Source organism: Adhaeribacter soli, assembly GCF_008727925.1.
In the GTDB taxonomy this organism is placed as follows: domain Bacteria; phylum Bacteroidota; class Bacteroidia; order Cytophagales; family Hymenobacteraceae; genus Adhaeribacter_A; species Adhaeribacter_A soli.
In genome coordinates this window covers 647784-662611 of the sequence record NZ_VTWT01000002.1, presented here as the reverse complement: position 1 = coordinate 662611, position 14828 = coordinate 647784, and the positions used below count along the sequence as shown (strand labels likewise).

Sequence of the window (14828 nt, the reverse complement as noted above, 5' to 3'; positions counted from 1 at the left end):
TTACGTAAGATTACCGGAAATGTGGCCGGTTTATGGGTTTTGAATAAAGCTAAGGGATTTTTGTTGGAAATGAGTACTTTTTCGGTCGAAAAACCTACAGTTTGGTAGCGGGGGAGGACTGTTTCGTTTTAACGGATTCTTGCTTGGAGTATTCAGAGGGGGGATATTATAAACGTGAAACTAAAATAAATTATTAGGTCATCCCGAGCGCCAGCGAGGGAACTTATGAAGCCGCATATTTAAAATTAGACGGGAAGACAATTCTTGCTACGCTCGCTTTGTCATAGGAGTATGTATAAGTTTCTTCGACAAGCTCAGAATGACCATTTTTGTTACAATGCAGAATGAAATGACCCAGTAGGAATTGAGAAATGAAGGCATAAAAAAAGCCCTGCAATAAAGCAGGGCTTTTCAATTTTAGCCCAGGATCAGCTTCTGGCCGGGCTTGAGTTCGTTTCCTTTCAGGTTGTTGAGCTTTTTGATCTGCTCCACTGTAATGCCGTTGTACTTTTTGGAAATATTCCAGAGCGTATCGCCGGGCTGTACCGAATGAATGATGACGCGCTCTTTCGGCGTGGCTTTGCGCACCGGAGCTTTTCTGGAAGCCACCATCTTAGCAGCTTCTTTTGTTTCCTTTACTTCTGAAGCAGTTTCTTCGGTGGGTTTGGTTTCGGCGGCAGAGGCTAAAGCAGTATTTTGGGTGGAATCGGCTGGGGCACCAGGTTTAAAGATCACCAGTTTCTGGTTGGCCATTACGGTGCTGCTTTTCAGGTTATTCCAGGTTTTTATTTCCTCGATGGTTACGTTGTGGGCAGCCGCAATTTTGGAAAGGTAATCGCCTCTTTTAACCACGTAATCCGATTTTTGCAGCGCCAGGTTTTGCTGGGTAGAATCTACTTTTGCAGCCTGTTTCGCTACCATTACCGGTTCCTTGTCAACAACAGGCTGGTAAACTGGTTTCGGCTCCGCATAACGGGCATTATTTAAAATGGTAGTGCGGTTCCGGGCAAGGACCGGACGTTTTTCGGCCGGCACTTTTATGGCAAAATTCCGTACCGTTCCGGGGATCTGGTCTTTTTTGATGGCCGGGTTCAGGTTCCGAAGCTCTTCCGGGCTCAGGTTCAGTTCGGCCGAAAATTTAGCCAGGTCCAGTCCGTGGTTTATTAAAACGGTATCGGTAGCCACCGGAAACTGCAGGGAATCGGTGGTGATCTTGTGCGCTTCCGCGTAGTTCATGGCGTACATTACCGCCGTAAAGGAAGGTACGTAGCCACGGGTTTCCTTTGGTAAATAAGGGAAAATTGCCCAGAAGGTTTGTTTGCCGCCGCCAGCCCGGTTAATGGCTTTGCGCACGTTGCCGGGGCCGCAATTATAAGCTGCCAGCGCCAGTTCCCAGTCGTCGAAAATGCGGTAAAGCTGACGAAGGAATTTACAGGCGGCCTCAGTTGATTTCTCCGGGTCCATGCGCTCGTCGTAAAACGAATTCTGCACCAGGCGGAAATCGTTGGCCGTAGCTGGCATGAATTGCCATAAACCCAGCGCGCCAACCACCGATTTCGCGTAAGGGTTCAGCGCCGATTCTACCACGGCCAGGTACTTCAGCTCGGTTGGCATGTCGTGCTTGGCCAGGTATTTTTCGAAAAGCGGGAAATAGAGATTCTCGCGTTCCAGCATCCGGCGGGTGTATTTCCGGTTCCGGACGGTAAAATAATCGATATAATTGCGTACGTACGGATTAAACGTAAGCGGAATCTCGGATTTAATGCAGCTTAACCGGTCCTGAATCACCTCATCAGATTCGTAAGGGATCAGGTTGTCGAACTCCATGAGCTCTTCGGGCAGCGACGTAATAGCGCTTATTTTTACCCGAATGGAATCTTTCGAAATACCTTTACTTTCCCCAATGGGTAATCCATTGGCTTTTACATTAGCCTGGGCCAACAAAGCTGAAGCGAAGGTTAATAGTAAAGGTTTTCCGAATTTCATCAGGCAGTAAGGTTAAGGTTCTCTGTTAGATACTTAGAAAATGCAAGTAATTCCTGTTCCTCAAACGATCTGCCCATTAACTGGAGGCCGATCGAAAGGCCGTTAGCGTCTTGTGCCACCGGCAAGGAAATAGCCGGTACGCCCGCCAGGGAAGCCTGTACGGTAAAAATATCTGCAAGATACATGGCCAATGGGTTTGCCGAATTTTCGCCAATGTTAAAGGCGGTAGTCGGGGCCGTTGGCAAAATCAGAAAGTCGAAGCGCTTAAGCAGGTCTTCAGTCTTTTCTTTAATTAAGCGGCGCACTTTCTGGCCTTTGGTGTAGTAAGCATCGTAATAGCTGGCGCTCAGTACAAAGGTGCCCAGCATAATGCGGCGCTGCACTTCCGGACCGAAACCTTCAGCGCGGGACTTTTTATAAAGCGAATTCAGGTCGGTAGCCTGCGGACTCCGGTAGCCGAATTTCACCCCGTCGAAGCGCGATAAGTTCGAGCTGGCTTCGGCAGTGGTTAAAATGTAATAGGTCGGCACCATGTAATCGAGGTACGGGAAATCTACCGCTTCCACTTCGTGGCCTTCGGCTTTCAGCTGCGCAATGGCATTTTCCATGGCTGCTTTAACTTCCGGCTGCAAGCCCGGGCTTTCCAGGGTATCTTTGATATAACCGATCTTCTTCTTGCCGGAAACCGCTAAGTTCTGGCTGTAGGCCGGAACCTCGCGCTGGCTGGCTGTGCTGTCGAACTCATCCGCACCAGCCATTACTTCCAGCAGCAGGGCGGCATCTTCCACGGAGTGGGTAAGCGTACCAATCTGGTCGAAAGAAGAAGCATAAGCAATTAAGCCGTAGCGGGAAATGCGGGAATACGTTGGTTTTAAGCCTACCACGCCGCAAAAAGCTGCCGGCTGTCGCACGGAGCCTCCGGTATCGGAGCCGATAGAAGCCAGGCAAAGATCGGCCTGTACCGCCACCGCCGAACCGCCGGACGAACCGCCCGGTACTTTGGTATTGTCGGCAGCGTTGAGCACGTTCCCGAACGACGAATTTTCGTTCGAAGCGCCCATGGCGAATTCATCGCAATTCTGGCGGCCGATAATAATGGCATCTTCGTCTAAAAGGCGCTGCACGGCAGTACCAGTATAGATGGAAGTAAAGCCATTCAAAATCTGGCTGGAAGCCTGCAGTTTATGACCTTTGTAAGCCAGCACGTCTTTCAGACCGATAACCATACCCGCCAGTTTTCCGGCAGTTCCCTGCTGGATCTTGGCATCTACGGCTTCGGCCCGGGCAATGGCTTCTTCGGGAAATACTTCCAGGAAAGCATTCAGATGAGCTTTTTCGCGGATATTCTGCAGGTAATAGTCTACCAGGGCGCGGCAGGTAATGTTGCCTTGCGCCATATCGGAGCGAACAGCTGCGAGGGAGCGGTAACGCATCAGGTTATTTTGCCTTAGGGTCTTCTTTAATGCTGTTTTCTACTTCAGTTTTAATTTCTTTGGTAGCATCTTTAAATTCACGGATGCCTTTGCCTAAACCTCTTGCCAGATCCGGAATTCGCTTCGCGCCGAACAACAACAGAATTACCAACATAATGATCATGATTTCGCCGGTACCCAGGTCGCCGAGGAAAGCAAAAACGGTATTTAAAGCCATAACTTTCTGGTTTTAAAAGATAAAAAATAAGGGACTACAAAAATAAGGTATTAATTTGATATAAGTCCAGTCTGCCGCATAAAGTTTAAAACCGCCGCCTGATTTGCGTGAAAAAGCAAATAAATTTCTTGCCGGTATAATTTATTCCGGTTAAATTTATATGGCAATAATGACAGGTCTCCGTATTAATACCGGTATCCGGAAAAGCGTTACCTTTAAGGTCTTATGATTTTAATTGCCCTATTCTCTGCTCTCTGATGGAAACAAACAACCTTGCTTTAACAAATACGGCCGAAATGGTTTCCGGTGGGTACAACGGCCCCAAACCGGTTAACGAAGCCGGCCGGGTAGATGCCCTGCATGGCTACGAAATTCTGGATACCAAGCCGGAGGAAGATTTCGATGCCCTTACCCGCTTAGCCTCCTACATTTGCGAAACGCCCATTTCCCTCATTTCGCTCATCGATTCGCAACGGCAGTGGTTTAAGTCGAAGGTGGGGTTGGAGGTACCGGAAACGCCCCGGGAAATGTCTTTCTGTACGTATGCCATTTTGCAGAGCGATGTTTTTGAAGTGAACGATGCCACCCAAAACGAGATCTTTCAGAATAACCCGCTGGTTACCGGCGAGCCCAACATCCGGTTTTATGCCGGCGCGCCGCTTATCAATTCCGATGGTTTCAGCCTGGGCACTCTCTGCATTATCGATACCGTTCCGAAACATTTAACCGAACGCCAGAAAGATGCCCTGCAAACGTTAGCCCGCGAAGTAATGTCGCACCTGGAGCTTCGCCGGGCTAAATTATCGCTGCAGGAAGAAAAGGATAAACTGGAAAACCTGCTTCGCCTGGCCAATTCCGCCATAGATCAAAGCTTTGTGGCCGGTAAATCGGAAATGTTCGTGAAGCAGGAATCGAAGCTGATAAAAATAAACGCCTGTGATATTCTGTGGGTAGAGGCCCTGGGCGACTACGTAAATATACATACCGACAAAGACCGCTTTACCGTGTACGCCACCATGAAAGACATGGAAGCCAAGCTTTCGCCCAAAGATTTTATCCGCGTACACCGCAAATACATTATCCGGCTCGATAAAATTAATGCCATTGAAGACGATTCGGCCGTGATCGAAAAACGCAACAGCAGCAACGCCGGCCACATGATGAACGGCTTGATGTACGTACCGATCGGCAACTCCTTTAAACCGGTGCTGATGAAACGGCTTAACCTGCTTTAAGGATAATTTAACTTCAATACAAACTCCCTGCTCCGGGCTTTTCATAAACCCGGAACAGGGAGTTTTTTTTATACCTTGTAAAACCGTATTGAAAGCTGTTAAAAAACCTTTACCGCCAAAATAATAACCTTCATCGGCTAAAAAGGAACGTTCATCGAAAAGTTAAACATGAAAGAAAAATTGATGTTATTTTTGAAAAGGTTTTAGGAAATACACCACCCGCAAGCCGGAAAGATTTCCTCTTAAAAGTTAAACATAAGTTTGTTTTCATAGCTCAGAAAGGCATCCTGCAAAGCGGGATGTTTTTTTTTGCCTTTTCAGCCAGAACGGCATTATTCAGGATTATGGCATTCACCAAAAGTTATTTCGGCCGGTAACTGTACGTTTCCGTTTTTCTGATGCCATTTTTATCGGTCCTGGTAATTTTAGTAGGGTAGCCCTGCGGGTTATAAGTAATCTGGCTGCTGTTTGCGAGCACTACTTGCTGGTTCAGATCTTTAGCAACCTCCCCGGTAACGTTGCCGGGCAAAGCAATTATAGTAAGGTTGGTAGAAGCAAAAGGGCTTTTCCGGCCATCGTAGGTATATTCGTGCGTATAAGTTGAATTTCCCTCACCGTCGTGAAGTTTTAACTTTACCAGGTTTCCGGCTTGGAACTCGTAAACGCCACTACCGGTTTCCTGGTGTTTGGGGCTGAAATCAATGGCTCTGGCAATTTTGCCATCGGTAGTATATTCGTATTTCTGGTAATGGTGCAGGGTATCGGTTCCGGAAGCATTAACATACGAATGCAAATATTTTTCGTGCTGATCCGCGTTGTTCAGAATATATACATCCTGCTCGGTAAACTGACCGGAACTGTTGTAAACTTTCCGCTGCTTCAGTTTTCCGGTTGGGTAGTAGAAATAAAGTGCGTAACCCTGTGGCGTATTGTCTGTGAAAAAATCTGCCCGGTACAGGTTTCCTGCTGCATCGTAATGGTATTTAGAAGAAGTAACAAACGAAGAGCCGGAAACGGTTTTTTTCACTTCAACCGGTACCATTTCCTGCTGAGGATCATCCTGCCTGTCAATCTTTTCCTCCTTGCAGGAAACCAGAAATAAACCGGACAAACCCAGCACCAGTGCTTTATTCTTCCATACTTTCATAAAGAGCTTTTTTTTGAATATTAACAATTGGAAATGCTTGTTAATAACAGCTTGTTTAGGGAAATAGTATGATGTAGCGCGAAAAAAGTAATGGCTTATTTTATTTATCGGAAATATGCCTGTTCCTGCTACTGATTAAGAAGAAAGGAGTAAAGCGCGCATTTCTGAATAGAAAAAAACAGTAGGCTTTTCAGCTTAAAAACCGGCTAATACTTAGAGAAGAAAATTAATGAGGAGCCAGCCAGCCTTCCGGGTTCAGGTTGGAGCTGTTTTTCCAGATCTGGAACTGCAGTTCGGTGGTTCCTTCGGAGTTGGTGTACACGGTGCCGATCACGTCTTTGCGGTTTACGACCTGTCCTTCCGAAACATTTACGGTCCGCAATTTGGCAAAAACGGTAAAGTAGTCGCCGTGCTGGATCATCACGATGTTGTTCATGCCGGGTACGCTCGCAATCGTGAGCACTTTGCCTTCAAAAACGGCCCGGGCCTGTTCGCCCTGGCTTGTCTGAATATCGATGCCCCGGTTCTCGATCACTACGCCTTTCAGTACCGGGTGGGCGTGTTTGCCGAAGCGCTGGGAAATAAAGCCGCGGCTAACCGGCCACAACAAGCGGCCGCGGTTCCCGGAAAAAGACGAAGAAACGGCCGCCATTTCCGGGGTCATGGTAACTTTATTTACCGAAATTTCTTCTTCTTTCTCGGCTTTGGAAGTACCAGGTCTGGAAGGGGTGGCAGCTTTTTTGGCACGGGCGGCCCGGGCAGCGCGGGCAATTTCTTCCCGCACCATGTCGGCGATCAGGTTTTCCAGCTTCCGCACCGACTGCTGGCGGCGCTCAAGTTCGTTCCGTAATTCCTGTTCCTGTTTGCTGAGTTTGGTAATTACCTGGTCCTGCTGGCCTTTCATGTTGAGCAGGTTTTTATTTTCGGCCAGTCGGGTATTCAGTACGCGTTCCTTTTCCTGCTTTTTAGCCGTGAGCACGTTCAGTTCCTGGTTCAGGTTATGGGTAACGCGGTTAATTTCAGCTACCTGGGCTTTGCGGACTTCCGAATATTGCCGCAAATAACGCAAGCGCATTACCATCTGGTTAAACGATTCGGAAGCAAACAAAAACATTAAGCGGTTGTAGCTGTTGGCCGATTTCGAGGCCGAATAGATCATCAGGGCGTATTCGGCTTTCAGTTTTTCCAGGTCCTGCTGCATCGACGAAACCAGCCCTTCGGTTTTCTTTACGTCGGTTTCGATGTAGTTAAGCTGGGAAGAAATGTTGCGGATAACGCCTTTCTGGACCGTAATTTTTTCTTTGATGGCGTTGAGTTGGCCAATGGAAGCTTCTTTCTGGGCGCGGGTTTGTTCCAGAATGCGGTTGGCTTGCTGAATGCGTTTCAGGTTTTCCCGTTTTTCCCGCTCCAGCTGGGCCCGGCTCTTGGGCTTGCCTTTAGAGCGTTGCGCATCGGTACCCAGCGCAAGCACCAGCAGTAAACAGGAAAGGAAAAAAATAAAGAAACGACGCATGTAAAATTCCGGGTCTTCGCAGGTTACGGACTACAAAGATGCGAAATCGGGCAAAGATGTGCTAACGGAAAAAGGAGAATTCCCGAATTACTTGCGTTCGTAATCGGCCGGCACCGAGAAAGGGAAGGCCAGGTCCGGCTCGTTGAAGGAGAATTTGTTGTATTTAATGGAAATGGTGGCCGTTTTGGAGTTCGGGTTGGTAGCAGAAGTACGCTGCAATAAAATTAAGGCGGAAGTCGGAATTACGTTGGCCGCCTGGGTTTCATACTCACTGTACGTGGTAAGAATGGCATCACCGGTTTTTTCATCCAGAATATCCAGGCGCTTCACTTTGCGGATCTTCGGATCGAGGAACTGGTTTATCAGCAGGTTATTCTGAAGAAGCTGGATCTGCTGCAGTTCGCCGCCTATAATTTCTTTTACCATGCCCGCTTCTCCCTGAATATAGTTGCCAAGCAGCATGGCCTGGAGCATCGGGAAAGAAGCCGAAATGTTGTAGCGCTGTTTCAGCATCGAGAAGTTGCCGGCAAAATAAGTGCGGTGCAAGCGGTCCAGGATCTGAATGGTATCAGGGGTAATGCGCACGCGGGCCGCTTCAATTCCCAGGGCCGGCACCACCGAGATCCAGATCACGCTGTCTTTTTTGATCCGCAGGGTAACCGCCGAACCGAGTTTTTCATCCGGCTTTTCGAGCTGCATTTTTCCGCGGGCGCTGAAGGTAGTGAATTCCGTGTTCAGCACGTTCACATTGGGAGCAACGGGAGTGGTAGCGGCAGAAGTTACCGGCGTGGTTTCCTTTTTACAGGCGCTTACCGAAAACAGTAGGATACAGGCCAGAAAAAGTAAGAAGCGGTTATTCATAAAGTTTTTTGTCACGGATCTTTTTATCGATGAGGTCGGAAGCGTCGCCGATCTTTTTGGCTTTCTGCCACTGGGCAACAGCTTCTTCTTTCTGACCCAACTGGAAAAGCACGTCGCCGTAATGTTCTACAATGGTGGCATCTTTGCTGGTTTGCAGGGCTTTTTCCAGGTATTTACGGGCGTTCTCGTAATCCTTCATTTTGTATAGCACCCAGGCATAGGTATCGAGGTAGGTGCTTTCTTCCGGCGCTACGGCTATCAGTTTTTCGGCCATTTCCTTCGCCTTTTGCAGGTTCTGGTTCCGCACCGACAGGAAGTAGCTGTAGTTGTTCAGCACATGAATGTTGTTCGGGTCAACGGCTAGTACCGCCTCGTAAGCTGCATTCGATTTATCGTACTGTTTTAGCGAATGGTAAGCATCGCCTAATTGTAAATTGAACTGGGCAAGCATTTCCGGCGAATCGGCAGCCAGCTTTTTCCCGAATTCCAGGGCTTTGGCGGCTTTGCTGAAGTTCTTCTTTAACAAATGCGCCGTTCCGTTATAAAACCATACTACGGCCTGGTTCGGGAACAGGTCGGTGGCTTTTTCGGTATGGGCTAAAAGGGAATCGGTCTGGTTCAGTTCGGCATCGAGCAGAATTACCTGCTGCCACACCTGGAAATGGGCTTTGTCGTAACGAAGCGATTTTAAATAGTTGTCGCGGGCCTCTTTCTTCTGACCAACAATGGCCTGAATATCGCCGGAAACGGCATAGGCTTTGGCATCGGAAGGGTGGGCTTTTACCGTTAGGGCGGCCAGTTCCAGGGCGTTCGGTTCCAGGGTTTTGTTCGGCAACTGCTGAATGTAACCCAGCAAGATCCGGATCTTGGCATCGATATCCAATCCCGAATTGCTGAAAGCGGTCTTCAGTTCTTTCTCGGCCAGTTGCGGCTGCTTTTTCTGCTGATAAAGGTCGGCCAGAAGCAAATGCACTTGCGGATTATCCGGCACCGGACTTTGCAGCAAACGGTTCAATAAGGCAATGGCATCGTCGGGACGGTTGTTGCTGGCCAGCACCTGGGCTTGTGCCAGTACAAAGCGCGGCTCTTCCGGGTTGTTGTTGATCAGCTTCTGACCTTCTTCCAGCGCCTTTACCAGGTTGTTCTGCTTTAAATAAAGCTGTTGCTTTTTCAGCAGCAGTTCATCCTGGGGGCCGAATTTCTGCTCCGCTTTTTCCAGCGTTTTCAGTGCTTCGTCCGGTTTGTTCTGGGCCAGGTAGAGTTCCGTCAGGTTCAGGTAATAACCTTCTTCTTCCGGGAATTTGGCTACCAGTTTGTTGAATACCGAAATGGCTTCGGCGTACTGCTGACGGCCGGCATACAACTGACCCAGCAGCAGGTAGTAATAAGGATTACCCGTTTCCAGATCGAGGGCGGCTTTGGCGAAAGGCAAGGCCTGATCTTCCTTCCGGATGTTCAGGTACATTTCCGCGATCTTGAAATTGACCGCCGCATTCTTGGGGTTAATGGCGTGCGCCTTCTGGAACGACTCCAATGCTTTCGGATAATCGTCGAGCATGGCATACTTTACGCCGTCCAGGAAATAAGATTCGGAGATCTCGCGCTGCTTGGCGTCGAGCACCGGCGGCAACGCAACGGTGCCGCCTTTTTTAGCGCGTTTCTGTTCCGCTTTGGCAGCTTTTCGCTCCGCTTTCCTTTCTTTTTTAGTTTTCTTGGAATCATTGTCCTGGCTAAATGCCGGTTGTGCCACTGCAGAAAGCAGCAGAAAGGAAAGCGGAAGGAAAAATCTGGAACGGAACATTAATGCTTAATCTCTGATAGTGTTGTAATCGCCGATACTCAGGTCGGCTTGTTTGCCCTGGTACGTAACAAAGCTACCTACCATCGAGTTCGAAAAATTGGCATTCCGCAATTCGCTGTTTTCCTGAACAATGGAATTGTTGATTACGGAGTCGGTAATGTTCGATTTTTTACCGATGGAAACGTGCGGGCCAATTACGGAATTCATTACTACCGCGCCATCGCCGATAAATACCGGCGGAATAATTACCGAATTGGTTAAAGTAGCGTTTGCAGAAACCAGGTCTTTTTCGTCTTTAATGTATTCCAGATAACGCTGATTGGTGTAAACTGTTGCATTTTTATTGCCACAGTCGAGCCACTCCGATATTTTGCCCGGAATAAATTTGGTGCCTTTGTTTTTCATGTTCTCCAGGGCGTTGGTAAGCTGGTACTCGCCTTTGTCCCGGATGTCGTTGTCGAGCAGGTACTGCAGTTCGGAGCGCAGGTACTGACCGTCTTTGAAATAATAGATACCAATAATGGCCAGGTCGGAAACGAAGGTCGTGGGCTTTTCTACGAAATCGGTGATCTCGTTCTCGCCGTTCAGTTTCACCACGCCGAAAGCGCTCGGATCGGCTACCTGCTGCACCCAGATGGTACCGTCGGCCGAAGTATCGAGTTTGAAATCGGCTTTGAAAAGGGTGTCGGCAAAAGCAACTACTACCTTACCATCCAGGGCTTCTTTGGCGCACATAATGGCGTGGGCCGTGCCAAGCGGTTCGTCCTGGTAATGGATGCTGCCTTTTGCGCCAACCGAAGCGGCAATTTCCAGCAGTTTCTGTTCTACGGCTTCGCCGAAATTCCCTACAATAAAGGCAACCTGTTCAATCGGTTCGTGGCATACTTTGGCAATATCTTCCACCAGGCGCTGCACGATCGGTTTTCCGGCAATCGGCACAAGCGGTTTCGGAACGGTTAAGGTATGCGGGCGCATGCGTTTGCCCATGCCGGCCATTGGTACAATTATTTTCATCGTTTTATTTTTTTAGCGCTAACCGATGGTTAACGGATTTATATAGATTTTAATATGTTTAGGTAAAGTCTTAAATTACGTTGCGCAAGTTTTTTCAAGGTCCCTCTTTGGGTGAGTAGGATCATTTTATTCCTCGAAACTCTCCCCTTGAGGGGAGCCGGAGGGGTGTTAGCTACCGGTAGTTCCTTGCAGAAACCGCTCTCTTTGAGGCTGTCGCCTCACTGAAGTTTTCAACTTTAGATCATTGGTAGGTCCAAGTTCCCGCTTCGCTCAAACTTGAACCAGCTAACATTAAAAATGATCAGATAAATCTCCTGTCCTCCCCCTACCCCCTCCAAAGGGGGACTTTTTCTCTGCTTGCGTAACGTCAGGTTTTAAGCAGTTGCAGGTAAGCAATCGGTTTTTTTCGGCCAAAGCCTACCATTTTTTTCTAGTGCTTGCCGGTACTACCATAACCGCCGGCGCCGCGTTCCGTTTCCGAAAGTTCCACGGTTTCTTCCCAACGGATGGTTTCGTGGCGGGCAACGATCATTTGGGCTACGCGTTCACCGTCCTGCACTATAAATTCCTCTTCCGAAAGGTTCACCAATAGTACTTTCACTTCGCCGCGGTAATCGGCATCGATGGTGCCGGGGCTGTTGAGTACGGTAATGCCGTGCTTGTAGGCTAAACCGCTCCGCGGGCGGATCTGGGCTTCGAAACCTTCGGGCAATTCTAAAAACAAACCGGTCGGGATGAGTACCCGCTGCAAGGGTTTCAGGCTTACCGGCGCTTCCAGGTTGGCCCGCAGATCGAGACCGGCCGAAAGCGAGGTCTGGTACTCCGGCAAAGGGTGCCGCGATTGGTTTATAACTTTTATCTTCATAAAAAGAGCTTCGGAATTAATAACGGTTCAGGAATTTAGTAATAAACTTCGGCTTCTCAAACGCAAAGATGCTTAATAAAAACAACCCGCACAGGCCAAGGTGAAATAAGTGCCGCAATATAAAGTTATCTATCTGAATTAGAAATGCCGCCGCTGTTAGAATTATGGCCAGCATCAGGTAGCTGCAAATGGCTTTAACCGGATACGGAACAGGGTAATGGCGGTTTCCAAGAATTAAACAAACCGTAGCCATGCTGAAATAACAGATAAGCGTGGTGATGGCGCAACCCATGTAACCCAGCCGCGGAATAAGCAGGTAGTTTAAAAGAATGGTCAGGGCCGCGCCGCCGAAGCTGATAAAGGTACCGTAATGCGTTTTATCGGTAAGCTTGAACCAGACCGAAAGGTTGTAATACGCACCTAAGAATAAATTAGCCAGCAATAGAATAGGTACTACGGCAATGCCGGAACGGTAGCTTTCGCGGCCTAAAAGCATCTGAAAATCTTCGAGGTTGGCCGAAATAAAAAGGAAAATAAAGGCACAGCAGATCATAAACCACTTCATAACCTTGGCAAAGGTTTTGGGCGAATTTTTATCCTGGCTTTGCGAAAAGAAAAACGGTTCGGCCGCATACCGGAAAGCCTGAATGGTGAGCGACATAAAAATGGAAAGCTTGTAGCAGGCCCCGTAAATCCCCACCGCCGCAATATTGCTTACCCCCGGGTAAAAATCTTCCGGCAGCCAGACCTTCAGCAGGATCCTGTCGAGCACTTCGTTCACCATTCCGGCCAAACCCATAAACATGAGCGGGTACGCATACTTTACCATCGGTTTCAGCCAGGCAAAGTCAAGCTTAAAGCGGAAGCGGGTAAATTGTTTCCAGAGCAGCGGAATGTACAGCAAGTTGGCCCAAAGGTTTACCAGAAAGACGTAGCCCACGCGCAATTCCGGGTCGTAGATCTTCGTAATAAGCGGTTTTAAGCCGGGTAAAAAGTTGCCTTCGTAAATGTTCTGGCAGAAATAAAGAAAGAAGATATTGGCAAAAACCACCAGTACCACGTTCAGCAGGCGCAAACTTGCAAACCGGATAGCTTTATTATCGAGGCGCAATTGCGCAAACGGAATGGCCACAATGGCATCGGTAGCCAGAATAATAGCCAGCCAGGTAATGTAATGCGCTTTATCTGGGTAGCCCAGCAAGTCGGCGATCTGGCCGGAAAACAGTACCAGAATGCCCGAAAAAACCAGGCTGCTGGTCAGCAGCAAGCTTTGTACCCGGTCGTAAATATCGCGGCGGTCGGCTCCGGGCTTGTTGGCAAACCGGAAAAAGGCCGTTTCCATGCCGTAGGTGTACACAATATTCAGGAAAGCCACATACGCGTACAGTTCCGTTACAATGCCGTACTCCGCCGGAGCAAACATTTTGGTGTAGAACGGAACCAGCAAATAGTTGAGTGCCCGCCCCACAATGGTACTGATCCCATAAGCAGCGGTCTGGCTGGCCAGCTTTTTCGCAATTGCACTCATTTTTAATGTTTAATGATTAATGGTTAATGATTAATAAATAATGAGTAATAAAAATGGGTAATAAATTTTCGGACTTTAGCCTTTCGTTCTTGCATAGCTGCAAAAGGCGAAGGGTTTTACTATCCGAGAAAATTATTAAACATTAATCATTAACCATTAATCATTAAATAAAAAGGTACCCTTTTCAGATGAAAAACCCACCTTCCGGAAACGAAAGGTGGGGCTTTAAATTTTTTTCAGGTCAGGATTTTAGCGGCCGGAAAAGGCTGGTTTACGTTTTTGCAGGAAAGCCTGGGTGCCTTCTTTAAAATCCTGGGAGCCACAGCAGCGGCTGAAAGAGTTGGCTTCTGTCTGGTAGCCTTGCTCTTCTTTGTCGAAAACGGCGTTCACGCAATCGATAACCAAACCAACGGCCAGTGGCGCTTTGGAGGTAATTTTGTGCATGATCTCGCGGCATTTGTTCATCAGTTCGCTTTGCGGTACTACGTGGTTTACCAGGCCGTACCCGAAAGCTTCCTGCGCCGTGATCATGTCACCGGTCATCATCAGTTCCAGAGCCTTGCCTTTGCCTACCAGCTGGGTTAAACGCTGGGTGCCGCCGTAGCCCGGAATAATGCCCAGGTTCACTTCCGGCTGTCCGAAACGCGCGTTATCCGAAGCGATCCGGATGTGGCAGGCCATGGCCAGCTCGCAACCGCCGCCCAGAGCAAAGCCGTTCACGGCCGCAATAACCGGTTTGGTGCAGTACTCGATCAGGTCGAAGGTTTCCTGGCCCCGTTCAGCAAAGCGGCGTCCGTTCAGTTCGTTCAGTTCCGCAATCTCTGAAATATCGGCCCCGGCCACAAACGCTTTTTCGCCGTCGCCGGTAAGAATTACCCCTTTAATGTTTTCGTCGTCATACACTTCCTGCATGGCTTCTTTAATTTCCTGAACGGTTTCAATATTCAGGGCATTCATTTTAGAGGCACGGTTCACGGTTATGGTTAAAATACCGTCCTGCTGCTCTAATTTCAGGTTGTTGAACATGTTCATAATTCGCGCCGAAGGCGTTGAAGTAATTTGGTTGTTAGGTTCCGCTGCAAAGATAAGGAAATCAGGAATATTGCCTATAAAATCTATTTAAAGCAAAATCAGCCCCGCAAGTTTCGGTACTAACACGGAAAATAGCTTGCCCTTTAAACCTGTGCGGTTTATATTGCCGGTGTAATCAGATGGCTGTTACTTAATT

12 protein-coding genes are annotated in these 14828 nt (G+C 48.3%); 1 reads left to right on the top strand and 11 read right to left on the bottom strand.

What is annotated here, in order from left to right; translation table 11 throughout:
* Nucleotides 1–417: 417 nt before the first annotated feature.
* From F0P94_RS06100 to tatA, 3 genes are read right to left on the bottom strand one after another with little or no spacing between them, the layout of a single operon-like run.
* Nucleotides 418–1986, bottom strand: a complete 1569-nt coding sequence (locus F0P94_RS06100; protein WP_150902924.1) for a lytic transglycosylase domain-containing protein — start codon at nt 1984–1986, stop codon at nt 418–420.
* The gene (gene gatA, locus F0P94_RS06095; protein ID WP_150902923.1) at nt 1986–3422 is read right to left on the bottom strand and encodes an Asp-tRNA(Asn)/Glu-tRNA(Gln) amidotransferase subunit GatA; all 1437 of its coding nucleotides are present in this window, start codon (nt 3420–3422) and stop codon (nt 1986–1988) included. The genes F0P94_RS06100 and gatA overlap by 1 nt, the downstream gene beginning before the upstream one ends.
* A gap of 1 nt (nt 3423) precedes the next feature.
* Entirely contained in the window at nt 3424–3636 is a 213-nt protein-coding gene (gene tatA / locus F0P94_RS06090) for a twin-arginine translocase TatA/TatE family subunit (RefSeq protein WP_150902922.1), read from the bottom strand.
* 257 nt (nt 3637–3893) lie between these two features.
* Between tatA and F0P94_RS06085 the strand changes: the two genes are divergently transcribed.
* Entirely contained in the window at nt 3894–4871 is a 978-nt protein-coding gene (locus F0P94_RS06085; protein ID WP_150902921.1) for a GAF domain-containing DNA-binding protein, read from the top strand.
* A 361-nt stretch (nt 4872–5232) separates the two neighbouring features.
* Here the strand turns inward: F0P94_RS06085 and F0P94_RS06080 are convergent, their stop codons facing one another.
* The 8 genes from F0P94_RS06080 to F0P94_RS06045 form a co-directional block, all read right to left on the bottom strand.
* Nucleotides 5233–6018, bottom strand: a complete 786-nt coding sequence (locus tag F0P94_RS06080; protein WP_150902920.1) for a hypothetical protein — start codon at nt 6016–6018, stop codon at nt 5233–5235.
* Nucleotides 6019–6244: 226 nt separating this feature from the next.
* Nucleotides 6245–7531, bottom strand: coding sequence for a murein hydrolase activator EnvC family protein (locus F0P94_RS06075; protein WP_150902919.1), 1287 nt, complete (start codon nt 7529–7531; stop codon nt 6245–6247).
* Nucleotides 7532–7618: 87 nt separating this feature from the next.
* Nucleotides 7619–8392 carry a DUF4292 domain-containing protein gene (locus F0P94_RS06070; RefSeq protein ID WP_150902918.1) on the bottom strand — a complete coding sequence of 258 codons (774 nt, stop codon included), beginning with the start codon at nt 8390–8392 and terminating at the stop codon, nt 7619–7621.
* Complete coding sequence (locus F0P94_RS06065; RefSeq protein WP_150902917.1) at nt 8385–10193, bottom strand: tetratricopeptide repeat protein; 1809 nt, start codon at nt 10191–10193, stop codon at nt 8385–8387. Before F0P94_RS06065 ends, F0P94_RS06070 begins: the two co-directional genes overlap by 8 nt.
* A 6-nt stretch (nt 10194–10199) precedes the next feature.
* Nucleotides 10200–11207, bottom strand: a complete 1008-nt coding sequence (locus F0P94_RS06060) for a sugar phosphate nucleotidyltransferase (protein ID WP_150902916.1) — start codon at nt 11205–11207, stop codon at nt 10200–10202.
* A gap of 430 nt (nt 11208–11637) precedes the next feature.
* Nucleotides 11638–12072, bottom strand: coding sequence for a dUTP diphosphatase (gene dut / locus F0P94_RS06055; RefSeq protein WP_150902915.1), 435 nt, complete (start codon nt 12070–12072; stop codon nt 11638–11640).
* A 16-nt stretch (nt 12073–12088) separates the two neighbouring features.
* Complete coding sequence (locus tag F0P94_RS06050; RefSeq protein ID WP_150902914.1) at nt 12089–13600, bottom strand: lipopolysaccharide biosynthesis protein; 1512 nt, start codon at nt 13598–13600, stop codon at nt 12089–12091.
* 249 nt (nt 13601–13849) lie between these two features.
* Nucleotides 13850–14632, bottom strand: coding sequence for an enoyl-CoA hydratase/isomerase family protein (locus tag F0P94_RS06045; RefSeq protein WP_150902913.1), 783 nt, complete (start codon nt 14630–14632; stop codon nt 13850–13852).
* Nucleotides 14633–14828: the final 196 nt, after the last annotated feature.